The sequence below is a fragment of the Aggregatibacter sp. genome (assembly GCF_057314075.1).
Map to the genome: position 1 here is coordinate 15,688 of NZ_DBHLAR010000002.1, position 21,780 is coordinate 37,467.

Consider the following 21,780-nt stretch of genomic DNA (forward strand, 5'->3'; position numbering starts at 1 on the left):
AACATGGCATATACCATTGAAGAAGAACAAGAGCTCAGTGCGATTAAGGCGTGGTGGCAAGAAAACTATAAGTTTATTATTGTCTGTTTTGTGATTGCTTTCGGCGGTGTGTTCGGCTGGAACTATTGGCAATCTTATCACTTACAAAAAATACACAATGCCTCTGCCGAGTATGAGCAAGTGTTGTTTAACTATGCAAAAGATCCGAAAGCACAAGAAGCGCAATTTGCTCAATTCATTAAAAATAATGAGAAAACTGCCTATGTGGTATTGGCCTTGTTAGATAAAGCAAAAATTGCAGTAGAGAATCAAGATTTTACGCAGGCTGAAGAAGCGTTAAAACAAGCGGTGGCACAATCAACGGATGACATTTTATCTTCTGTAACGGCGTTGCGTTTGGCGGCGGTACAATTCCAGCTTGGACAATTTGATCCGGCGTTAGACAGTTTAAAATTAGTGAAAGATCAAGCTTGGAATGGCGCTAAAAATATGTTGGTCGGCGATATTCAGTTGGCGAAAGGCGATAAGGATGCAGCAAAAAGTGCTTATCAACAAGCCCAACAGAATGCCACACCGTTAGAGCAACAACTCATTCAAGTGCGGTTAAATAATTTATAGTTTTTTGAGGCTTGGTTTTCCCAAGCCTTTCTTTTGCCCTGAATAAGGAATTCCTATGTCATTGAATAAACGCCATATCCCTGTTCCACCACCGTTAATTTTTGTTTTTTGTGCATTGTTGATGAAATTCCTTCCGCCTATTTGGCAATTTCCATCTTCTTTGTGGTTGGTGATTGTATTCGGCGGAATGGGTTGCGCCATTGGGGCAGCTAGTGTTTTGCAGTTTTTATTGGCGAAAACAACAGTAAACCCTTTTCAACTTGAAGCAGCCTCTCAATTAGTGACCAGTGGTATTTATCGATTGAGTAGAAATCCGATGTATCTCAGCCTTGTTTTTATTTTATTGGCTTGGATGCTTTATCTCGGTTCACTGTCGGCGTTGTTTGGCGTTGGGTTATTTATTTGGTATGTCACTAAGTTTCAAATTAAACCGGAAGAAGAGGGACTCAAACATTTATTTGGTGACGCGTTCACAGCTTATTGCCAGCGTACGCGTAGATGGTTGTAACAGCCACTACAAAGATAAAATTTCTTTAACGAAGGGAATCGTTAGTTTACGTTGCGCCTGTAATGAGGCCTGATCGAGTTTTTCTAACGCATTAAATAAGGTTTTCATATCCCGTTCTAAACGTTTGAAGAGAAAATTAGCCGTTTCGTCAGGCAATTCAATGCCGCGCTGATGTGCTGCCAGTTGTAAGACCGTGATTTTTTGCTGATCATTTAACGGCATTAATTGATACACTTCGCCCCATGTAAGACGAGAAGCCAAATCCGGTAAATGGATCGATAAATTGGTCGGCGATTGATCCGCGCCGATCACTAAAAGCGTTTTTCCGGTCTCTCTGATTCGATTAATTAAATCGAAAATAGCCACTTCCCAATCCGGATTACCAATCACTTCTTGTAAATCATCCAAACACACTAATTCTTGTTGCTCTAGATTTTCCAGTACTGCCGGAGAGAAATATTGTGCTTTGTTCAAAGGCACGTATAAGGCAGGGCGTTGATACGTTAAGTAATGATGACAAATGGCTTTTAATAGATGGCTTTTCCCACAACCACGTGGACCCCAAAGATAGAAAAAAGGTTGGCTAAGATGAGAAAAGTTTTTTTGTAGAGAGCTGAGTAGAAGCTGATTGTTTTCCGCGTAGAAATTTTCCAGGGTGTCATTATCAAATTGATGAATGGGGAGAGGAAGTTGGAAATATGGCTCGCTCAAATCAAATACCGAAAATGCTGAAATAAAGTGCGGTAAGAATAAACGAAATTTTTAAAATTAGAAAGTCATTAGCGGATATTTTTCCTTTCCGCTAATGACTGTTACATATGCGTTTTATGCGGCTTCGTTTTTCGCTTTAGGTAATACCAAGTTCAAAATGATGGCAACCACCGCGCAAAGGCTGATTCCTTTTAAAGACACGCCACCGACATCAACAAACATATTACCGATACCAAATGTCATGACCACAGCAATAATGCAAAGGTTGCGCGCTTCGGTGACATCGACTTTGGCACGGATCAAGGTGCTCATGCCCACAACGGCAATGGAACCGAATACCAACATCATGATACCGCCCATCACGATGGTTGGGATGGTAGATAAAAAGGCACCGACTTTTCCACAGAAGGAAATCGCAATTGCCCAGACAGCCGCCCAAGTCATGATATTGGGATTGAAATTACGGGTGAGCATGACTGCACCGGTCACTTCTGCATAGGTTGTATTTGGCGGACCACCTAATAAGGAAGCGGCACTGGTTGCAATACCATCACCTAACAAAGTGCGGTGTAATCCCGGTTTTTTGATGAAGTCTTTGCCGGTCACGGAACTAATCGCCATAATGCCACCAACGTGCTCCACAGCGGGCGCAATAGCAATTGGCAGTAAATATAAAATGGCTTCTAATTTAAATTCCGGTGTGGTGATGTTTGGCAAACTAAACCAAGGTGCATCTAAAACCGGTTGGAAATTAATGAGTCCCATGAAAAGACATAGGATATAGCCCACCGCAATACCGAACATAATCGGGATAAGTTTCATTAACCCTTTGGAAAAAACAGCCACACACAAGGTGGTGATGAGGGTTACCATAGAGACCAAAACAGCATCATTGTATTGGTAAGCGCTATTTTTACCGAGTGCCATATCGACGGCGACCGGCGCTAAGCCCATACCGATAATAATAATCACGGGGCCGACAACCACCGGAGGAAAAATGCGTTCTAATGCCGCTGCACCACGTAATTTAACTAAAGCACTCAGTGCCAAATAAACCAAACCGGCACAGGCTAAGCCACCCATGGTGACAGGAATCCCCCAAGTGGCAACGCCGTATTGGATCGGTGCAATAAAGGCAAAAGAAGATGCCAAGAAAATCGGCACTTGTTTGCCGGTGCAAAGTTGGAATAATAAAGTACCGATACCGGCAGTAAGCAAGGCAGTATTAGCATCTAATCCGGTAATTAACGGCACTAAAACCAATGCACCAAAGGCGACGAATAGCATTTGTAAACCCACAAATGCTTGTTTAACGGAACTCTGTTGCTCCGTGATGGGAGCTTGTGTTGTATTTGTCATGTAAGTTTCAACTCGCTGTCTGAATTAACTTAAAAAGTGCGGTCATTTTTCGAAATATTTTTTGTTTCTTTTTGCCGCAAAAAGGCGGATAAAAATCCGCCTCACCTGTTAATAAAATTTTCGGTTTCAGGATTATTTCGTACCGAAAATTTTATCACCTGCATCACCTAAACCCGGAATGATATAACCGTTTTCGTTTAAGTGATTATCAATTGCCGCGGTGTATAATTCAATGTCCGGATGCGCTTTTTCTAATGCAGCAAGACCTTCCGGTGCAGCAACTAATACTAAAACTTTAATGTGTTTACACCCTTTTTGTTTGAGCAAATCGATGGTTGCGATCATAGAACCACCGGTTGCTAGCATCGGGTCAACAACGATAGCTAAACGTTCATCTAAATCGCTGGCTAATTTTTGGAAATAAGGTACCGGCTCAAGGGTTTCTTCATTACGGTACATCCCCACAACGCTGATACGCGCACTTGGAACGTGTTCTAACACCCCGTCCATCATACCCAGACCGGCACGCAAAATCGGTACAACAGTGACTTTTTTACCTTTGATTTGGTCAATTTCAACCGGACCGCACCAACCATCAATAATCACTTTTTCTGTTTCTAAATCCGATGTGGCTTCATAAGTTAATAGGCTTCCGACTTCGGTGGCTAATTCACGGAATTTTTTCGTGTTAATTTCTGCTGCACGCATTAAACCCAATTTGTGTTTCACCAATGGATGTTTGACTTCGACTAATTTCATTTTTTATCTCCTTCATATTAAACGGTTCACTGCGAAAAGAATCGCGATGCATACATTAAAGCATACGGTTTCTTAAATTTAGCTCAAAAATAATGCCTATGAAATCATAGGCATTACGCTTGATTATTGCTCTTGGTTAATAAATGCGTCGTTTATCTCGATTTTCGCTTTAGCACGTAGTGCATTTAATAAACTGTTTTGTAAACTCACTTGAGAGAGTTGCTCAATTTGTACGGCAAATTGTTTTTGCTCTTGTTCGGTTAATTTACCGTCAACCACTTTATCTAATGCAATGATAACGACATCACCATTTGCATTGCTAGCGGCTTTATAGGTAGTTTTACCTTCTTCCGGCTTCGCCATAGAAAATACGGTATTGTTTAACACAGGATCTTTATTTTCGGCGAAGACCCAAGTCTGTTCTGCACCGAATTTTACATCTTCAACAGACTTGCCCTCTGATAAATTTTGGACAATTTGTTCTGCTTGAGCTAATACGACTGTTTCTGCTTTTTGGTGTTTTAAATGTGCGGTAATTTCAGCTTTGGCTTCATCTAATGTTTTGATGCTTTGAGGTTTATGATCAAGCACACGAACGACAACAGAATGTTGTTCACCCACGTTCATCGGTTCAGAGTTACTACCGCCCTGGGAAAGATCAGAATCGAAAACTGCAGAAACGACATTAGGATAATTGAGTTCAGCAGGAATATCATCACGAGAAAAATATGCCGTTTCTTGTACTTTGACACCGCCCACTTCTGCAGCGGCATTCAATGAAGAAGGATCTTCAAATGCTTTTTCTGCAACACGTTTTTCAATGGAATAAAATTGTGTATTTACTAAGTTTTGACGGATTTGCGCCGTGATCTGCGCTTTTACGCTTTCTAGTGGTTGTAACTTTGGTTCTTTGCGTTCTTCTACCAAAATAATATGGTAGTGATTGTCAAGATTTATCGGTTGGCTATATTGTCCAACGGCTAAGGCATTTGCTGTATCTTCAAAAACTTTTGGAAATTCACCCGCACTTACCCAACTTAAATCACCGCCTCGCTCAGCACTGGTTGGATCAATCGAGTGATTTTTGGCTAAATCTGCAAAATTAGCTCCGTTTTGTAGCTGTTGGTATAACTCTTGTGCTTGTTGCTCTGTTTTTACTTGAATATGGGCTAAGCGTTGTTGTCCTTGGGTCGTGAATTGAGGTTTATTATCTTGATAATATTGTGCTATTTCCACATCCGTAATGTTGATATTGTTCTCCATCGCTGCGCCGGATAAGTCGAGGTATTGTACTTTTACGGTTTCCGGAATCGTAAACTCAGCTTTGTGAGCATCATAGTAAGCTTGAATTTCTTCATCGCTAACTTCTTGTTTGGCAATTTCATTAGCTAAAGATAAATTTGCTAAACGAATTTGACGGCTTTGGAAGAAAAGTTTTGCTAATTTTTCTTGTTGAGCAGGGACGCTAAACGCAGTCGTGCCTAAACCGCTTTGTAATTGTTCTAGGCGTAATGCTTCGCGAACATAACCGGCATAGGTTTCAGCAGAAATCCCATTATTTTGTAGTGTTTGTTGATATAGCGTATTATCAAATTTGCCATTATTTTGGAAAGTTGGCGTGGTGACGATTTCTTGTTTAATACGTGCATCGCTAACACCTAATTTAAGTTCGTTAGCGTATTGGCGTAGTAGTTCTTGATCAATTAAAGAAGCAAGTACTTGACGTTTAAGATTGGCCACTTGTGCAGGTGAATCGATTTCTTGAGGCGTTAAATTACGTGATGCAATATTGTATTGATTTTGAAACGCTTGTTGTGAAATTTCTTCTCCGTTCACTTTTGCTGCTGAGTTATCCACTCGGGTATAAAGATAACCCGCCATCGAGCTGATAACAAATGTGACAGTAATAAAACCAAAAAGAAACTTGGAAGCCCAGTTAGTTGAGGCTCCGTGTAGTTTTTCCATTACCATGAAACGTATCCTATAAAAATAAAGCAAAAATTTGCACGATTATAATCTAAAGCGCCTTTACACGCACTAGCAAAATAAAAAAAGCCAAATTATTCGATGATAATTTGGCTTTTAAAAAACGTTTAATTAATTGACCGCACTTGGAGAAATACTTTTCTTACGACGACTGCTTTTCACCGCAGAAATCGGCTCAAGTTTGACAAACTCTACGCCAGCCGGTGGATTTTCCAATGCAATAGTTAGCACTTCATCAATGGTTTCTACCGCATGAATGTTCAAATCACGTTTAGCGTTTTCCGGAATCTCCTCCAAATCTTTCACATTTTCTTTTGGAATAATGACGGTTTTAATACCGCCACGGTGGGCTGCCAGTAATTTTTCTTTTAAACCGCCAATCGGTAATACTTTGCCACGGAGGCTGATTTCACCAGTCATCGCCACTTCCGATTTCACCGGATTGCCGGTTAAACAGGACACCAATGCGGTACACATAGCAATTCCTGCACTTGGACCATCTTTTGGTGTCGCACCGTCCGGAACGTGAATATGAATATCACGTTTTTCGTGGAATTCCGGATTAATGCCTAATTTTTCTGCACGGGCGCGTACGACAGTCATTGCCGCTTGAATGGATTCTTTCATGACATCCCCCAAGGAGCCTGTGTAACTGAGTTTACCTTTGCCTGGTACTGAGGCGGTTTCAATCGTTAGTAAATCGCCGCCGACTTCCGTCCATGCCAAACCGGTGACTTCGCCAACACGATTTTGCGTATCTGCACGACCAAATTCAAAGCGTTTCACGCCAAGGTAATCGTGTAGATTTTTCGCGGTCACTTTGATGGATTTTAATTTCTTATCTAACAGTAAGGTTTTTACGGCTTTACGGCAGATTTTCGAAATTTCACGTTCTAAATTACGTACACCGGCTTCACGAGTGTAATAGCGGATAATATCCACGATCGCACTGTCATCAATGGTTAATTCACCGGCTTTTAGCCCGTTGCGTTCCATTTGTTTGTTGATCAAATGGCGAGTGGCAATATTCAGTTTTTCATCTTCGGTATAACCGGATAGACGAATCACTTCCATACGATCTAATAATGGTGTTGGAATGTGCATGGAGTTTGAGGTCGCCACAAACATGACATCGGATAAATCGTAGTCCACTTCCAAATAATGATCGTTGAAATGGGCGTTTTGTTCCGGATCTAAGACCTCTAACAAAGCAGAGGCCGGATCACCACGCATATCCGAAGACATTTTGTCGATTTCATCTAACAAAAAGAGCGGGTTTTTTACACCGACTTTTGCCATTTTCTGAATCAATTTGCCCGGCAACGAACCAATGTAGGTTTTACGGTGACCACGAATTTCCGCTTCATCACGCACGCCGCCTAATGCCATGCGCACATATTTACGCCCGGTTGCATTGGCAATGGATTGTCCTAAAGAGGTTTTACCGACACCCGGAGGGCCTACCAAGCAAAGAATTGGGCCTTTTAATTGATTTAAACGGGTTTGCACGGCAAGGTATTCCAAGATACGCTCTTTCACACGTTCTAAACCATAATGATCGGCATCCAAAATGTCTTGTGCTTTCGCGAGATCTTTTTTCACTTTAGTGCGTTTATGCCAAGGCACTTGAATCATCCAGTCAATATAACTGCGCACAACGGTGGCTTCAGCTGACATTGGTGACATCATTTTCAGTTTTTGTAATTCGGCTTCGGCTTTTTCACGAGCTTCCAAAGGCATTCTTGCCTCTTCAATTTTTAGACGAAGCTGTTCAATTTCACTTATCGCATTTTCTTCTTCACCAAGCTCTTTTTGAATGGCTTTAATTTGTTCGTTTAAGTAATAATCGCGCTGGCTTTTTTCCATTTGTTTTTTCACGCGACTACGAATGCGTTTTTCCACCTGTAATAGATCCGCTTCGGACTGCATTAAACCCAGCAAATACTCAAAACGTTCCACCACATTGCTCATTTCTAACACAGTTTGTTTTTGGGCAACGGAAACCGGTAAATGGGAGGCTAAGGTGTCGCTTAATTGTTCCAAATTTTCAATTTGTTGAAGTGCGGAAAGGATATCCGGCTGCACTTTCTTATTTAAATTTATATAATTTTGGAATTCATCTAAGGCCGCTTTATGGACGACTTGCAATTCTTTTTTATTACCAAGCGTGCTATTAAGCGGTTCTACTTGTGCTTGAAAATGTTCACCGGAATCTTCAATTTGATGAATTTTGGCGCGCTGTTGTCCTTCCACTAACACTTTCACGGTGCCATCCGGCAGTTTTAGCAGCTGAATAATGTTGGCAATGGTGCCGACATCATATAAATCGTCAATGGACGGTTCTTCTAATTCTGCCTGTTTTTGCGAAACTAATAACAGCTGTTTGCCATTATTCATGGCATCATCAAGGCTGCTAATGGATCTTGGTCTGCCTACAAATAACGGCATGACCATAAAAGGAAACACGACGACATCGCGCAATGGCAATACCGGTATGGTTTGTAATTCTGATTTTTTTGCTCTCATCATGTACTCTCTTATCTAAATTCCGCTGATTTCGCCTAATATTGGGATGGATTCTTTAAATTCAAGCATTAAAAGGAGATGCCAACACATAAAAGTGCGGTAATGTTTTAATATGTTTATTGTTGAAAATGTTGCTCAGTATAACTGAAATAGATTGGAATGAATAAAGATTAAAAAAGAAAATTCATTAAGAATGGCGGTGAGAGAGGGATTCGAACCCTCGATGCAGTTTCCCACATACACGCTTTCCAGGCGTGCTCCTTCAACCACTCGGACATCTCACCGTGCTTAGGACGTGCGAACTATAAGGATTTCATTGAGCCTCGTCAAGTATTTTTGTGATTTGTTCCACCAGACGATAAAAATTTCGCCAATAATCAGGTAAAATAAACACCCGCTCGTGGTTATTCCATTCAATTTCTCATCTACGATTATTGATTATGTTAAAAAAATGGTTTCTTTCTAAAAATGTGTTTCTTGCGGTGAAACCTTTCAGTGCGTTGAAAGACAGCTTTCGTGCAGGCTATACCTCGCGTCATTTGGTTAAAGACATTATTGCGGGTTTGACGGTTGGTATTATTGCCATTCCGCTTTCTATGGCATTGGCGATTGCCAGTGGCGTGCCGCCGCAACACGGTTTATACACAGCGATTATTGCTGGGATTATTATCGCATTAACCGGCGGATCCCGTTTTAATATCTCTGGGCCCACAGCGGCGTTTGTGGTGATTTTATATCCTGTGACGCAACAATTCGGGCTAAGTGGTTTGTTGATGGCCACGTTATTGTCGGGCATTATTTTAGTGTTAATGGCGCTGTGTCGTTTAGGGCGATTAATTGAATATATCCCGTTGCCGGTGACGCTCGGTTTTACATCGGGGATTGGTATTGTTATTGCTACTTTACAAATTAAGGATTTTCTCGGTTTAAGCATTGAAAAAATGCCTTCTCATTACCTTGAAAAAGTACAAGTTATTTTGACCGCACTTCCAAGTATCAGCTGGCCGGATACTGCGGTAGGTATTATCACACTCATCGTATTAACCCAATGGCATAAACTTCGTTTACCGATCCCAGGGCATTTGCCGGCGGTGATTATTGCGACATTATTATCTTTAGGTTTAGCTCATTTCGGATTTTCTGTGACGACTATCGGGACACAATTCCAATACACGCTTTCTGATGGTAGCACCGGTTTTGGTATTCCAAATGTTTTGCCTGAATTTGCACTGCCGTGGAACATTCCTGATGTGAATGGCAACTTAATTGATTGGAATTTCGATACCATCCAACGATTGCTTCCAGCTGCGTTTTCAATGGCGGTATTGGGGGCTATTGAATCTCTATTATGTGCTGTTGTGTTAGATAACATGACGGACACCAAACACCATTCCAATAACGAATTATTAGCGCAAGGTTTAGGTAACATCGCGTCCCCGTTCTTCGGGGGGATAACGGCCACAGCCGCGATTGCCCGTTCGGCAGTTAATGTTAAATCGGGGGCGGTGTCACCACTTGCTGGCGTGGTTCATGCTCTATTAGTCTTGTTTGCCTTGTTATTTTTTGCGCCGGCACTTTCTTATTTGCCGTTATCGTCTATGGCGGCATTATTATTGGTGGTAGCTTGGCATATGGCGGACTTGCCACAAATTATTCAGTTAATTCGTCGCTCCGGACGTAATGAAATCACCGTGTTATTGGTTTGCTTGGTGTTGACCGTGTTATTCGATATGGTGATTGCCATTTCGGTGGGCGTGTTGTTGGCAAGCTTGTTGTTTATTCGCACCATCGCTGAAATGACTAAATCCATCAGCATTGCTGTGCCGGATGACTTGGATGATGTGTTAATTTATCGTATTAGCGGACCGCTCTTTTTCGCTGCGGCAGATAATTTGTTTGCTGATTTGCATGATAAGACTGTACACACTGACCACGAAATTAAACATATTGTTTTACAATGCGATGCGGTGACGGTATTGGATACCGGGGGAATTCACGCGCTTACACGTTTTGTGCAGCATATGCTTCCACATCAACAACTTTATATGTGCAATATGCAATTCCAACCGCTGCGTACCATCGTGAAATCAAGTAGCTTGCCGGAAATTAAAAAAATTAATTTCACGCCGGATTTGGCGGAGGCGTTGAATAAAATTCGGGAGTTTGAGGGCATCGCAATTAAACAGTAGCCGGATGATAAAAGATAAAAAAGGAGAGAGTATGTCTTTGACGTTAGCCCAAATTACCGAGCAACTTCGCGAACTTAAAGTCGTGCCGGTGATTGCCTTGGAACGAGCCGAAGATATTTTGCCACTGGCAGATACGTTAGCAAACCATGGTTTGCCGGTAGCAGAAATTACATTTCGTTCATCTGCTGCTTCAGAAGCGATTCGTTTATTACGTCAACAACGACCGGACTTTTTGATTGCTGCTGGAACAGTGTTAAACGCCGAGCAGGTCGTCGCTGCAAAAAACAGTGGGGCTGATTTTGTGGTTACACCAGGGGTTAATCCGAAAATTGTGCAATTATGCCAAGATTTAGCCTTGCCGATCACGCCGGGAGTGAATAATCCGATGGCCATTGAAGCTGCATTAGACATGGGGATAGAAACCGTGAAATTCTTTCCGGCTGAAGCCTCAGGAGGAGTAAAAATGATCAAAGCCTTGTTGGGCCCTTATTCCCAGTTAGGTATCATGCCTACAGGTGGCATTGGAATGCAGAATATTAAGGAATATCTGGCGATTCCAAATGTATTGGCATGTGGTGGCTCTTGGTTTGTTGAGAAGAATCTGATTAATGCTAAAAATTGGCAGGAAATTGGGCGATTAACGAAAGACGTGGTGGAATGGGTTAATCCGTAGTTAAAGATAACAAAAAAAGTGCGGTGGATTTTAAATATATTTTTAATCCACCGCACTTTTTTAGTATTAGAACAACACGCGCGTGCGAATTGTGCCGTCAATATGGCGTAATTTATCGAGCAATGGTGCGGAATCTTCGGTTTCTACATCGATCACAACATAGCCGATTTTCGGGTCTGTCTGTAAGTATTGCGCTGCGATATTGACATTAGCCTCAACGAAAATTTGGTTGATTTTTGTCAAGATACCCGGGCGGTTTTCATGAATGTGCAACAAGCGTTTGGAGCCTTCGTGTTCCGGTAGAGAGACTTCCGGGAAGTTAACGGAAGACAAGGTTGAACCGTTGTCGGAATATTTCACAAATTTACCGGCGACTTCGAATCCGATATTTTCTTGTGCTTCAGCCGTAGAACCACCGATGTGCGGCGTTAAGATCACATTATCGAATTTGCGCAATGGTGAAACAAATTCTTCGTTAATGGAGGCCGGTTCTTTCGGGAATACGTCGATTGCCGCACCACGCAATTTGCCTTCTTCTAGCGCCTTGGCTAATGCATCAATGTCCACGACGGTGCCGCGTGCTGCGTTAATCAAAATGGCATCTTGTTTTAATTGGGCAATACGTTCTGCGCTGATTAAGTTACGAGTAGATGGTAAATCAGGAACATGCAGGGAAATGACATCGCAAGAACCGAGCAATTCTTCCAAACTACGCACTTGTTTGGCGTTGCCAAGAGGCAGTTTGTTTTCAATGTCGTAGAAATGCACATCCATGCCCAAGGATTCAGCAATAATACTAAGCTGTGAACCAATATGGCCGTAGCCCACAATCCCTAATTTTTTACCACGCACTTCGTGTGAACCCACAGCTGACTTATTCCATAAACCACGGTGCACTTCTGCATTGGCTTGGGGAATGTTACGCATTAATAACAGGATTTCACCTAACACTAATTCTGCTACAGAACGGGTGTTGGAGAAGGGTGCATTAAAGACAGGAATACCACGGGCTTTTGCTGCATTTAAATCCACTTGGTTGGTGCCGATACAGAAACAACCGATGGCGATCAATTTCGGTGCGGCTGCAATCATTTCTTCGGTTAAATGCGTACGGGAGCGTAGGCCGATAAAGTGGGCATCTTTGATTGCTTCTTTTAATTCATCACCGTCCAATGCTTTTTTGTAGTAATCAATGTTGGTGTACCCCGCGGCGTGTAACGTATCTAAGGCGCTTTGGTGAACGCCTTCCAACAACACAAATTTGATTTTATTTTTATCTAATGAAACTTTTGATGTCATATTTCTCTCCAATGATGTTTAAATGATTTTTGCACCGTCCGGTGTGCCGACAATGACAGTATCTGCCGGGCGTAAAGCGAACACGCCGTTAGTCACGACACCTGCAATGTTATTTAATTCTTTTTCCATTTCTACCGGGTTCAGAATTTCAAAATTATGCACATCTAAAATGATGTTGCCGTTATCGGTCACAACGCCTTCACGATATTCCGGCGCACCACCGAGTGCCACCAATTTACGCGCCACTTGTGAACGTGCCATTGGGATGACTTCAATCGGCAATGGGAATGTAGAGCCTAACACATCAACCTGTTTACTACTATCCACGATGCAGATGAAATTTTTTGCCAATGCAGCCACAATTTTTTCACGTGTCAACGCCGCACCGCCGCCTTTGATCATCATTTTTTGCGGGTTAATTTCATCGGCACCATCCACATAAATATCTAAGCTTGCCACATCATTTGCACTAAATACTTCAATACCATGTTTTTTCAGTAATTCTTCCGAATTTTTGGAGGCTGCTACAGCACCTTTGATTTCATCTTTCATTGAGCCAAGCGCTTCAATAAAACAATTCACAGTGGAACCACTTCCCACGCCTACGATCATCTCCGGCTTCACGAATTGCAAAGCCGCTTGCGCGGCGATTTTTTTCATTTCAAGTTGATTCATTTTTTCTCCTTAACATCAGAACATGATGCTGAAACAAATACGTAAACGATTGCGTTTACTTTAATTAGTTTTACTCGCATAAACAAGTAGAGAGAGATTATTCGGGCAAAAAGCCTTCTAATAATTCGTTTAAAAACAGTTTACCGTGCTCGGTGACCCGCCAAGTGCGGTCGGTTTCTGTGATGAATTTTTGATCCTGCGCCCAAGTCATCTTGTCCTCTACTGTACTTAACGATAAGCCGGTGAATTGTTCAAATTCGCTTTTTGGCACGGCTTCCAACAAGCGGAAACGGTTCATAAAGAATTCAAAAGGGCGATCTTCGGTGCGGACTTCCCGTTCTTCATATAAGTATTCGCCGCGCATGTAGCCTTTCGGGTGTTTGGTTTTGCTGTAACGTAAAATCTTGCCGTTTGGAAAACTGACTTTGCCGTGGGCACCGCAACCAATGGCCAGATAATCGCCAAAGCGCCAATAATTTAAATTATGTTGGCATTGAAAGTCCGGTTTGGCATAAGCAGAAGTTTCGTATTGTTGATAGCCCGCGGCAGTTAATAACTGATGACCTTGCTCAAAAATATCCCACAATTCATCGTCATCAGGCAGTTTTGGTGGACGGTAGGCAAACATCGTATTCGGCTCGATCGTGAGTTGATACCAAGATAAATGAGGCGGCGCCAGTTCAATGGCTTGACGTAAATCCGCTAAGGCTTCGTGTAAGGTTTGATTCGGCAAGCCGTGCATGAGATCTAAGTTAAAACTGCGCAGAGAAGAAACGCGGGCAAAACCTACCGCACTTTTCGCCTCGGCAGCATTATGAATGCGCCCGAGTTTTTGCAATTTTTCATCAGAAAAACTTTGAATGCCCATGGAAATTCGATTGACGCCGGCTTGTACATAACCTAAAAAACGTTCGGCTTCAGCCGTACCGGGATTGGCTTCGAGGGTAATTTCAATATTGGGAGCAAAGGGAATGCGCTGTTCAATTTGCTGTAATAAAAACTCGATATTTTCTGCGCTAAATAGGCTTGGTGTACCGCCACCAATAAAAATCGAATGCAGCGGACGCTGTTGAACGCTTTCCTGATAATGTGATAAATCCGCCGTTAAATCAGCAAGTAGATGGCGCACATATTCCTGTTCAGGAATGGCACCTTTTTGTGCATGCGAATTGAAATCGCAGTACGGGCATTTCTGCACACACCACGGAATGTGAATGTATAAACTCAGCGGTGGCAACAGCAACGGATTTAACGGCGGTGTTATCATTAGCGAACGACTACCGCGGTGCCGCTTGCCACAATCATAAACATGCTTTTGGCATCGGAGGTGATGGTGGTGTAATTGACTTCTACGCCTACAACGGCATTGGCGCCTAATGCTTGAGCGTTTTTTTGCATTTCATCTAACGCTTCTTTGCGCGATTTGGTAATGCGCGATTCATACATGCCGGAACGCCCACCGATAATGTCGGTAATGCCGGCAAAAAAGTCGCGGATAAAATTCGAACCGGCAACGACTTCGCCGAATACCAGTTGTTTATATTCTACAATTTGCTTGCCTTCAATGTGAGGCGTGGTGGTGATAATCATGTGGCTGCCTGTAAATTTAGAAGAAAAAACGACCGCACTTTATGCGCCTAATTTTGCTTTAAGTACGCTTAATGCGCGGGCACGGTGGGAGATTTTCTTTTTCTCGGCAGTTTCCAGTTCTGCAAAGGTGCAACCTGTTTCCGGGCTGAAAAAGAGTGAGTCATAACCAAAGCCGTTATCGCCTTTTTCTTCAAAAGTAATGACACCGTGACATGCGCCTTGTGCAATAATCGGAGACGGATCGGTTGGGTGTTGTAATAAGACGATGGTGCTAACAAATTGCGCACTACGTTGTTCGGTGGGCACATTTGCCAATTCCGCTAACAATTTTTCACGATTTTTCGCATCAGCCTGTTCACCATCTACACCGGCATAACGTGCGGAATATAAGCCCGGCGCGCCGTTTAACGCGTCAACCACTAATCCCGAATCATCAGCAATCGCCGGTAAACCGGATTTTTCTGCTGCATAGCGGGCTTTTAAAATGGCGTTTTCTACGAAGGTCAAGCCGGTTTCTTCCGGGCTGTCGATGCCTAAGTCGGTTTGGGCGATAACCTCAAAACCGAAATCGGCTAACACATCTGCCATTTCTCTGACTTTACCCTGATTGCCTGTGGCTAAAACAATTTTTTGTTTCATTTTTGCTCTCTTACTTGTGCTGTTAAGTGCGGTTGAAAAATGCCTCGTATTATAACGCACCCAATAAAAAAGACGAGGGCATTGCCTCGTCTTATATAAAAACAATGTGGAGGAGTGAGATTAAAGTGCGATGCGATCGCGATTTTTTTCAAGCGTGGCTTTGCCGATGCCTTGCACTTCCAATAATTGCTCGACAGCACTAAACGCCCCGTGTTTTTCACGGTATTGCACGACGGCTTCCGCTTTTTTCGCGCCAATGCCCACAAGTGCTTTTTGAATTTCGGCAGCAGTGGCTGTATTGATGTTGACTTTCTGGTTAACAGAGGCCGTTGCGGTGGGTTGCTCTGTTTGCGCTACAGATTCTGCTGCCTTTTCTGCTGCCATGGCAGTGCCGGTAAACACCGTTCCTAACACGAACAGAGAAGCCAAAAGATGTTTCATTATTTTCATAGTGATTCCTTTTTAGACTAAAGTTGAACACATGTTGAATTAATCAACGAAAGTATTTTGCTGAAAAGGAAAAAACACACGAGAAAATGACCGCACTTTTGAGATCTTGATCGCGAAATGAAGAAAAGTTCGATAGAAATAGAGGGCTTTTTTGTGAAAGGCGATGATGTTGAACGCTATTTTATTTGTTAATAAAACGTTGAGTTTTTAGCTGAAAAAGGTTAGTTTTGCCTACCTTTTATACTAATATTTGGAAGAAAATCGTTTATTCGTAAGGCAATCGTTACTATTTTTACTCTATCTTGAAAGGTGGTACTTAAATACCGTTGTTAATGTATATGGATAAATACCTTACGACATAAGCTTTAATACGTATTAATGAATAAGATGATGTTATGACAGATTTTATTGAAATCACGCCACAACAAGCGTGGGAAATGTTACAAAAGGATGAAAATGTCGTGTTGGCGGATGTGCGTGATCAGGTACGTTTCAATTATTCTCATGCTCAAGGTGCTGTGAATTTAACAGAGCATACTTGGCCGGATTTTGAAGCGGAATATGACTACGATCAGCCGATTCTGGTGAGTTGCTATCATGGCGTGAGCAGTCGCAGTGTTGCCACATTTTTACTGCAACGTGGCTATGAAAAGGTTTACAGTGTGCAAGGCGGATTCGCCGCTTGGGTGGACGCTAACTTACCGCTGGAAACGGCATATTAATTAAATCCAACGGCGATGATATAACCTAAAACGCCGTAAAATAGGACCGCACTTAAGGCTAAACCTCGACGTGCAAAAGCCGGTTTACGTTGATGTAGTCGGTAAAAAATCCGCGCTAGGATGACTAATGCCAATGGATAACACCAGAGAAAAATGGACATGAGACGGACTTGAATGTCGCTGAGGTGCGGATTGTTCAATAAATGCGGTGAAACTAATTGTGCCAAAGGCCAAAGTAAAATTGGCAAACAAAAGAGAGCAATTGCCCAACTGAACGGGCTAAATCCCTGAGGCAAATTTGAATTTCTCATTTTTTCTCCGTCGATTAAATTTTGGAAAAGGAATATAGCAAATGCAGCATTTGTTTGGTAGTGAAATCCCTGACTTAGTGCGTGATTTTCAGGCGCATATTCGTACGAAATATCAAGCGGAAGTGCTTGTTGAAGAAAAACCAAATACACAGGGCAAGGTGGTATATCATGTTTTTCTATCGGAAAACACACCGCACTTTTTGGCGATTGAACAGGAAACAGAGGTTTTTCTAACAGAATGGCTGGAACGAAAAAATGCACAAGCGTGGCAAAACGGTGTCAGTTCGATCAATGTTCATCATGAAGTACCTTCCGATAACTCTCAGGCAAATAGCCGCTTTTCTTTTGTATCTTATTTCCAACAGCAAAAAATAACCGTATTTCTAACCGCACTTTGTGCCTTGATTTACCTTTTTATGTTTTTAGGCTTTGCCGAACCTCTCTTATTGCTTACCCATTTTCCAGCTGAAGCGGAACAAGAGGGAGAGATTTGGCGTTATCTCAGCCATACATTGGTACATTTATCCAATATGCATATTCTGTTTAATCTTACATGGTGGTGGATCTTTGGCGGGGCGATTGAGCGGCAGTTAGGGAGCATTAAATTACTTCAGATTTATTTACTTGCCGGTGTAATCACCGGCGTGGCGCAAAACGTCGCAAGCGGGCCGGCATTTTTTGGTTTATCAGGTGTGGTATATGCCGTGTTGGGCTATGTGTTTGTATTGGATAAATTGAATAAGCAAACCGATTTTGACTTGCCGGATGGCTTTTTTTATATGTTAGTGGTGGGGATTTTGCTTGGTTTTGCCGGCCCATTAGTGGATATCAATATCGGCAATACAGCGCATATTTCCGGTTTATTGGTAGGAATGTTATTGGCATTTGGGGATCGAAATATTCGCGTAAAGTCGTGATCTTCGAGTAAAAATAAGATAAATTAACAGCCCGAAGTGTTATTTTAACAACTAAGGAAGACACATGAGACAATCTCTTCGTCATCAAAAAATTGTCGAATTGGTTAAACAAAAAGGATATTTAAGTACAGATGAGTTGGTGGCGTTATTTGATGTGAGCCCCCAAACAATTCGACGTGATTTAAATGAACTGGCAGAAGCGAACGTGATTCGCCGTCATCATGGTGGTGCGGCCTCGCCTTCTACAGCAGAAAATAGCGATTATCACGATCGCAAACACTTTTTCTCTCAAGAAAAAAATCGCATTGCGAATCAAGTGGTGCAACTTATTCCTAACGGTGCGTCACTGTTTATTGATATCGGTACGACTTCTGAAGCGGTTGCCTTTGCCTTATTAAACCATCAAAAACTACGCATTGTGACCAATAACCTCAACGCAGCACATATTCTCATGCAAAATGACTCTTTTGATATCACCATTGCCAGTGGGTCTTTGCGTCAAGATGGTGGTATTATCGGTGAGTCAACGGTGGAATTTTTATCTCAGTTCCGTTTGGATTTTGGGATATTAGGTATCAGTGCCATTGATTTAGATGGCACATTGTTGGATTACGATTATCATGAAGTACAAGTAAAACGGGCGATCATTGAAAACTCCCGTAATACTTTGTTAGTAACAGACCATTCTAAGTTTAGTCGACGTGCAATGGTCAAACTGGGATCCATTACAGATGTAGAGTATGTGTTCACCGATTCGGATGTCCCGCCAAGCATTGATGAGTTATTAAAAAATAAGAACGTCAACCTTGTTATTTGCTAGCGTTTAACCTGTTTTCTTTTCATTTCCAGTAAAAAGTGCGGTGGATTTTCACCGCACTTTTTTTATTTCTCTTTCCTCTTCTTTTATTTTTTATTTGCTTGAATCTTATTTTTCATCTTAAAATAAGATGGCTTTTATAGATGAATTGACATATGGAATTATCCGTATTTATAGTCTTATTCACTTGTTTTTTAGAATGTTGTTTTTTGTTGCATAAAAACTTTTATTGTTATCCTGAGGAGAAAAATGCGTAACATCATCAAATTTAATGTGGTAACACTTTGTATGTTTAATGTGCTCAATGTTGCCTATGCTGAAGAGCAATTAGACCAAATTGATGTGGTTGAAAGAATCATTGCTAATGAGAAAAAACCGTTTACTGAAGCAAAAGCGAAAAGTACGCGAGAACATGTTTTTAAAGAAACACAAAACATTGATAACGTTGTTCGTAGTATGCCGGGCGCATTTACCCAACAAGATAAAGGCTCCGGTGTGTTGTCGTTGAATATTCGTGGAGAAACCGGTTTTGGACGGGCAAATACTATGGTAGATGGTGTTACACAAACATTTTATTCCACGTCAATGGATTCCGGGCAAGCTGGTGGTAATTCTCAATTTGGCGCATCCTTAGATCCGAATTTTATTGCCGGCATTGATTTAACGAAGGGAAACTTTAGTGGCACAAACGGTGTGAATTCTCTTTATGGCTCGGCAAATTTCAGAACATTGGGCGTCAATGATGTGATTGTAGGGGATAAGAATATTGGTTTTATTATCAAAGGGATGACCGGCACCAATGCAACAAAATCCAACTATATGGCAATGGCAGCGACTCGAAAATGGCTGGATAATGGTGGTTATATGGGCATGTTGTATGGTTATAGTCGCCGAGAAGTGTCGCAAGATTATAAAATCGGCGGAGGTGGTCAGAAAATTGCGGATGTCGGTGATGATTTTTTACAACAACAAAAAAAGAAAGAATTTACCGAAGCAGGGTTCGTGTTTGATCAAGTTAAAGGCCGTTGGATGCCGGATATGAATAAAAATATGTGGGCTTGTAACGCACCGACCCCATCTCAACCTGAGGCCTATCCTTGCAGTTATTATCGTAATGCGGAGCGAAGACGAATTTTACAGGATCCGGAACACTCTCCTGAATTACAAAAACAAATTGATGAAACTAACGCCGCTTTTGAGCGCAATAACGACCAATATCGTTTGGCGCCATTAGATCCAAGCAGTATTCGTCAAAGCGCTCATAGTCATTTAGTCAAGTTTGAATATGCTGACGATCGCCATACGTTAAATCTACAATTACGTGCTTTGGATAATGCTATTGGTACGCGAAAAATTGAAAACCGTAATTATCAACTTAACTATAACTTCAATGATAATGGCTATGTTGATATGAAGCTGTTGTTAGCGCATAACGTGGGCAAATCCAAATATCCGCAAGGTTCACGGTTTACCGGCTGGGAAGTATTAAAATATTTAGAAACGAAAAATACAGCTGATATTTTTGACATTAGTAACAGTTACACATTTACCTTGCCAAAAGACGTTGATTTAAAAACTACCTTAGGTTTTAACTTCTTCAAAAATGAATATAGCAAAAATCGATTCCCTGAAGAGCTTAGCTTATTTTATGACGGTTCTTCGCAGCAGGGCGGTTTATACGATTTTCTAGGGCGTTATAAAGGTTCGAAAGGGCTATTGCCACAAAAATCGAGTATCTTACAGCCTTCCGGTGAGCAAAAGTTTCAGACCTTTTATTTAGATACGTCACTAACTCGTGATATCTATCAGCTGGATTACAGTGTGAATTTGATTAAGTATAAATTTAATGGGGAATATGCGGGTTACTATAATTCTCCGGAAGATTTTGAAAAAGCTTTTGGCAAGGATTCTCAAATTTATAAAAAATATTGTGATCCTAACGGCGGTTGTCAAATTTATGAACCTTTAGAAAGAAGAGCCGGCCACAAAACAGCAATAAACCATTCTGCGATTTTTAGTGCGCGTCTTTATGATTACTTTATGCCTTTCGTGGGCTATGCCAGAACGAACCGTATGCCAAATATTCAGGAGATGTATTTTTCTCAAGTCTCTGATGCTGGTGTTAATACTCATTTAAAACCGGAGCGCGCTTCGACTTATCAATTGGGTTTTAATACCTTTAAGGAGGGTGTTTGGAAAAATGATGATGTACTAGGAATAAAAGTCGTCGGGTATCGTAGTTACATTAAAAATTATATTCATAATGTTTGGGGCGAATGGTGGCAAGGCGGTGCGCCTACTTGGGCAGAAAGTAACGGTTTTCAATTTACCATTGCACACCGTAATTATGCTAAAACGGTGAAAAAGAGCGGTGTAGAATTAGAGTTAAATTATGATATGGGCAGATTCTTTACGAATCTCTCGTATGCTTATCAACGAACCAATCAGCCGACTAATTATAGTGATGCCAGCCCTCGTCCAAATAATGCATCAAAAGAAGATATTTTGAAACAGGGCTATGGCTTGAGTCGAATTTCTGCATTACCAAGAGATTATGGTCGCGTTGAGCTTGGTAGCCGTTGGTTTGATCGGAAATTAACGGTCGGCGGTGCAGTTCGCTATTACGGTGAAAGTAAACGTGCTTCCATTGAGGAACAGTATATTGATGGTACCACATTTGAGAAGAATGCCTTAAGACGTGGCCATCATGCAATTAAAGAAACGGAAACCATTGAAAAACAGCCGTTGATTTTTGATTTATATGTCAGTTATGAACCAATTGAAAATCTGGTTTTAAAAACAGAAATTCAGAATCTGTTTGATAAGAAGTATATTGATCCGCTAGATGCCGGAAATGATGCGGCAACACAACGTTATTACAGTAGCGTAAGTAGCGCACCATCACAACCTTGCTCACCGGGAGAATTATGCCATACGGATGGCCATGGCGGAAAAACACAATCTATTTTAAATAACTATGCTAGAGGACGAACCATCGTGTTCAGCTTGAGTTATCAATTTTAGAGGAAGT

General features: G+C 41.7%; 20 protein-coding genes and 1 tRNA gene. 8 read left to right on the forward strand and 13 right to left on the reverse strand.

What is annotated here, in order from left to right; genetic code table 11:
* The first annotated feature begins 3 nt into the window (after positions 1-3).
* Entirely contained in the window at positions 4-618 is a 615-nt protein-coding gene (locus tag ACO5E4_RS00435) for a YfgM family protein (protein WP_485861694.1), read from the forward strand.
* 55 nt (positions 619-673) lie between these two features.
* Entirely contained in the window at positions 674-1,126 is a 453-nt protein-coding gene (locus ACO5E4_RS00440) for a methyltransferase family protein (RefSeq protein WP_485861695.1), read from the forward strand.
* Positions 1,127-1,132: 6 nt separating this feature from the next.
* Here ACO5E4_RS00440 and hda read toward each other — a convergent pair whose 3' ends face one another.
* From hda to ACO5E4_RS00470, 6 genes are all read right to left on the reverse strand, one after another.
* Complete coding sequence (hda, locus tag ACO5E4_RS00445; RefSeq protein ID WP_485861696.1) at positions 1,133-1,837, reverse strand: DnaA inactivator Hda; 705 nt, start codon at positions 1,835-1,837, stop codon at positions 1,133-1,135.
* 114 nt (positions 1,838-1,951) lie between these two features.
* A complete protein-coding gene (locus tag ACO5E4_RS00450; protein WP_109128241.1) occupies positions 1,952-3,196 on the reverse strand; it encodes a nucleobase:cation symporter-2 family protein in 1,245 nt (414 codons plus the stop codon).
* Between the two features lie 132 nt (positions 3,197-3,328).
* The gene (gene upp, locus ACO5E4_RS00455) at positions 3,329-3,955 is read right to left on the reverse strand and encodes a uracil phosphoribosyltransferase (protein ID WP_109128240.1); all 627 of its coding nucleotides are present in this window, start codon (positions 3,953-3,955) and stop codon (positions 3,329-3,331) included.
* Between the two features lie 123 nt (positions 3,956-4,078).
* Positions 4,079-5,926: a peptidylprolyl isomerase gene (gene ppiD / locus ACO5E4_RS00460; RefSeq protein WP_485861697.1), complete on the reverse strand. Its 1,848-nt coding sequence runs from the start codon at positions 5,924-5,926 to the stop codon at positions 4,079-4,081.
* Between the two features lie 126 nt (positions 5,927-6,052).
* Entirely contained in the window at positions 6,053-8,470 is a 2,418-nt protein-coding gene (lon, locus tag ACO5E4_RS00465; RefSeq protein ID WP_485861698.1) for an endopeptidase La, read from the reverse strand.
* Between the two features lie 191 nt (positions 8,471-8,661).
* Positions 8,662-8,751: transfer RNA gene (locus ACO5E4_RS00470), tRNA-Ser, on the reverse strand.
* 156 nt (positions 8,752-8,907) lie between these two features.
* Between ACO5E4_RS00470 and dauA the strand changes: the two genes are divergently transcribed.
* Together dauA and ACO5E4_RS00480 are read left to right on the forward strand one after the other, a co-directional pair.
* Positions 8,908-10,656: a C4-dicarboxylic acid transporter DauA gene (gene dauA / locus ACO5E4_RS00475; protein WP_314954736.1), complete on the forward strand. Its 1,749-nt coding sequence runs from the start codon at positions 8,908-8,910 to the stop codon at positions 10,654-10,656.
* Between the two features lie 31 nt (positions 10,657-10,687).
* Positions 10,688-11,329 carry a bifunctional 4-hydroxy-2-oxoglutarate aldolase/2-dehydro-3-deoxy-phosphogluconate aldolase gene (locus tag ACO5E4_RS00480; RefSeq protein ID WP_314954738.1) on the forward strand — a complete coding sequence of 214 codons (642 nt, stop codon included), beginning with the start codon at positions 10,688-10,690 and terminating at the stop codon, positions 11,327-11,329.
* A gap of 66 nt (positions 11,330-11,395) precedes the next feature.
* Here ACO5E4_RS00480 and serA read toward each other — a convergent pair whose 3' ends face one another.
* The 6 genes from serA to ACO5E4_RS00510 all read right to left on the reverse strand — a co-directional run bounded on the left by serA (position 11,396) and on the right by ACO5E4_RS00510 (position 15,982).
* A complete protein-coding gene (gene serA, locus ACO5E4_RS00485; RefSeq protein WP_448757812.1) occupies positions 11,396-12,628 on the reverse strand; it encodes a phosphoglycerate dehydrogenase in 1,233 nt (410 codons plus the stop codon).
* Positions 12,629-12,646: 18 nt separating this feature from the next.
* Entirely contained in the window at positions 12,647-13,303 is a 657-nt protein-coding gene (gene rpiA, locus ACO5E4_RS00490; RefSeq protein WP_448757964.1) for a ribose-5-phosphate isomerase RpiA, read from the reverse strand.
* 97 nt (positions 13,304-13,400) lie between these two features.
* Positions 13,401-14,570: a radical SAM family heme chaperone HemW gene (gene hemW / locus ACO5E4_RS00495; protein ID WP_485861699.1), complete on the reverse strand. Its 1,170-nt coding sequence runs from the start codon at positions 14,568-14,570 to the stop codon at positions 13,401-13,403.
* Positions 14,570-14,893, reverse strand: coding sequence for a YbjQ family protein (locus ACO5E4_RS00500; RefSeq protein ID WP_006719266.1), 324 nt, complete (start codon positions 14,891-14,893; stop codon positions 14,570-14,572). Before ACO5E4_RS00500 ends, hemW begins: the two co-directional genes overlap by 1 nt.
* A gap of 39 nt (positions 14,894-14,932) precedes the next feature.
* Positions 14,933-15,532, reverse strand: coding sequence for an RdgB/HAM1 family non-canonical purine NTP pyrophosphatase (rdgB, locus tag ACO5E4_RS00505; RefSeq protein WP_109104046.1), 600 nt, complete (start codon positions 15,530-15,532; stop codon positions 14,933-14,935).
* A gap of 120 nt (positions 15,533-15,652) precedes the next feature.
* A complete protein-coding gene (locus ACO5E4_RS00510; RefSeq protein WP_485861700.1) occupies positions 15,653-15,982 on the reverse strand; it encodes a ComEA family DNA-binding protein in 330 nt (109 codons plus the stop codon).
* A gap of 395 nt (positions 15,983-16,377) precedes the next feature.
* Here ACO5E4_RS00510 and glpE point away from each other — a divergent pair, with 395 nt between their 5' ends.
* Positions 16,378-16,704 carry a thiosulfate sulfurtransferase GlpE gene (gene glpE, locus ACO5E4_RS00515; RefSeq protein ID WP_314954753.1) on the forward strand — a complete coding sequence of 109 codons (327 nt, stop codon included), beginning with the start codon at positions 16,378-16,380 and terminating at the stop codon, positions 16,702-16,704.
* Here the strand turns inward: glpE and ACO5E4_RS00520 are convergent.
* Positions 16,701-17,015: a DUF5389 domain-containing protein gene (locus tag ACO5E4_RS00520; RefSeq protein ID WP_454905471.1), complete on the reverse strand. Its 315-nt coding sequence runs from the start codon at positions 17,013-17,015 to the stop codon at positions 16,701-16,703. The two genes, glpE and ACO5E4_RS00520, sit on opposite strands and share 4 nt — an antisense overlap.
* A 41-nt stretch (positions 17,016-17,056) precedes the next feature.
* Here ACO5E4_RS00520 and ACO5E4_RS00525 point away from each other — a divergent pair, with 41 nt between their 5' ends.
* The 3 genes from ACO5E4_RS00525 to ACO5E4_RS00535 all read left to right on the forward strand — a co-directional run bounded on the left by ACO5E4_RS00525 (position 17,057) and on the right by ACO5E4_RS00535 (position 21,773).
* Positions 17,057-17,932 (forward strand): rhomboid family intramembrane serine protease, encoded by an 876-nt coding sequence (locus ACO5E4_RS00525; RefSeq protein WP_485861701.1) that lies wholly within the window; start codon positions 17,057-17,059, stop codon positions 17,930-17,932.
* Positions 17,933-17,996: 64 nt separating this feature from the next.
* Entirely contained in the window at positions 17,997-18,752 is a 756-nt protein-coding gene (locus ACO5E4_RS00530; RefSeq protein ID WP_314816196.1) for a DeoR/GlpR family transcriptional regulator, read from the forward strand.
* A gap of 246 nt (positions 18,753-18,998) precedes the next feature.
* Positions 18,999-21,773, forward strand: a complete 2,775-nt coding sequence (locus tag ACO5E4_RS00535; RefSeq protein WP_485861702.1) for a TonB-dependent receptor domain-containing protein — start codon at positions 18,999-19,001, stop codon at positions 21,771-21,773.
* Positions 21,774-21,780 lie beyond the last annotated feature (7 nt).

Bases quoted from the DNA above. Each gene is read 5' to 3' on its own strand.
- ACO5E4_RS00510 (WP_485861700.1), bottom strand. From the start codon at position 15,982: ATGAAAATAATGAAACATCTTTTGGCTTCTCTGTTCGTGTTAGGAACG.
- ACO5E4_RS00520 (WP_454905471.1), bottom strand. From the start codon at position 17,015: ATGAGAAATTCAAATTTGCCTCAGGGATTTAGCCCGTTCAGTTGGGCA.
- serA (WP_448757812.1), bottom strand. From the start codon at position 12,628: ATGACATCAAAAGTTTCATTAGATAAAAATAAAATCAAATTTGTGTTG.
- rdgB (WP_109104046.1), bottom strand. From the start codon at position 15,532: ATGAAACAAAAAATTGTTTTAGCCACAGGCAATCAGGGTAAAGTCAGA.
- ACO5E4_RS00450 (WP_109128241.1), bottom strand. From the start codon at position 3,196: ATGACAAATACAACACAAGCTCCCATCACGGAGCAACAGAGTTCCGTT.
- ACO5E4_RS00440 (WP_485861695.1), top strand. From the start codon at position 674: ATGTCATTGAATAAACGCCATATCCCTGTTCCACCACCGTTAATTTTT.
- ACO5E4_RS00500 (WP_006719266.1), bottom strand. From the start codon at position 14,893: ATGATTATCACCACCACGCCTCACATTGAAGGCAAGCAAATTGTAGAA.
- lon (WP_485861698.1), bottom strand. From the start codon at position 8,470: ATGATGAGAGCAAAAAAATCAGAATTACAAACCATACCGGTATTGCCA.
- upp (WP_109128240.1), bottom strand. From the start codon at position 3,955: ATGAAATTAGTCGAAGTCAAACATCCATTGGTGAAACACAAATTGGGT.
- ACO5E4_RS00525 (WP_485861701.1), top strand. From the start codon at position 17,057: ATGCAGCATTTGTTTGGTAGTGAAATCCCTGACTTAGTGCGTGATTTT.
- ACO5E4_RS00535 (WP_485861702.1), top strand. From the start codon at position 18,999: ATGCGTAACATCATCAAATTTAATGTGGTAACACTTTGTATGTTTAAT.
- ppiD (WP_485861697.1), bottom strand. From the start codon at position 5,926: ATGGTAATGGAAAAACTACACGGAGCCTCAACTAACTGGGCTTCCAAG.
- ACO5E4_RS00530 (WP_314816196.1), top strand. From the start codon at position 17,997: ATGAGACAATCTCTTCGTCATCAAAAAATTGTCGAATTGGTTAAACAA.
- hemW (WP_485861699.1), bottom strand. From the start codon at position 14,570: ATGATAACACCGCCGTTAAATCCGTTGCTGTTGCCACCGCTGAGTTTA.
- glpE (WP_314954753.1), top strand. From the start codon at position 16,378: ATGACAGATTTTATTGAAATCACGCCACAACAAGCGTGGGAAATGTTA.
- ACO5E4_RS00435 (WP_485861694.1), top strand. From the start codon at position 4: ATGGCATATACCATTGAAGAAGAACAAGAGCTCAGTGCGATTAAGGCG.
- rpiA (WP_448757964.1), bottom strand. From the start codon at position 13,303: ATGAATCAACTTGAAATGAAAAAAATCGCCGCGCAAGCGGCTTTGCAA.
- dauA (WP_314954736.1), top strand. From the start codon at position 8,908: ATGTTAAAAAAATGGTTTCTTTCTAAAAATGTGTTTCTTGCGGTGAAA.
- ACO5E4_RS00480 (WP_314954738.1), top strand. From the start codon at position 10,688: ATGTCTTTGACGTTAGCCCAAATTACCGAGCAACTTCGCGAACTTAAA.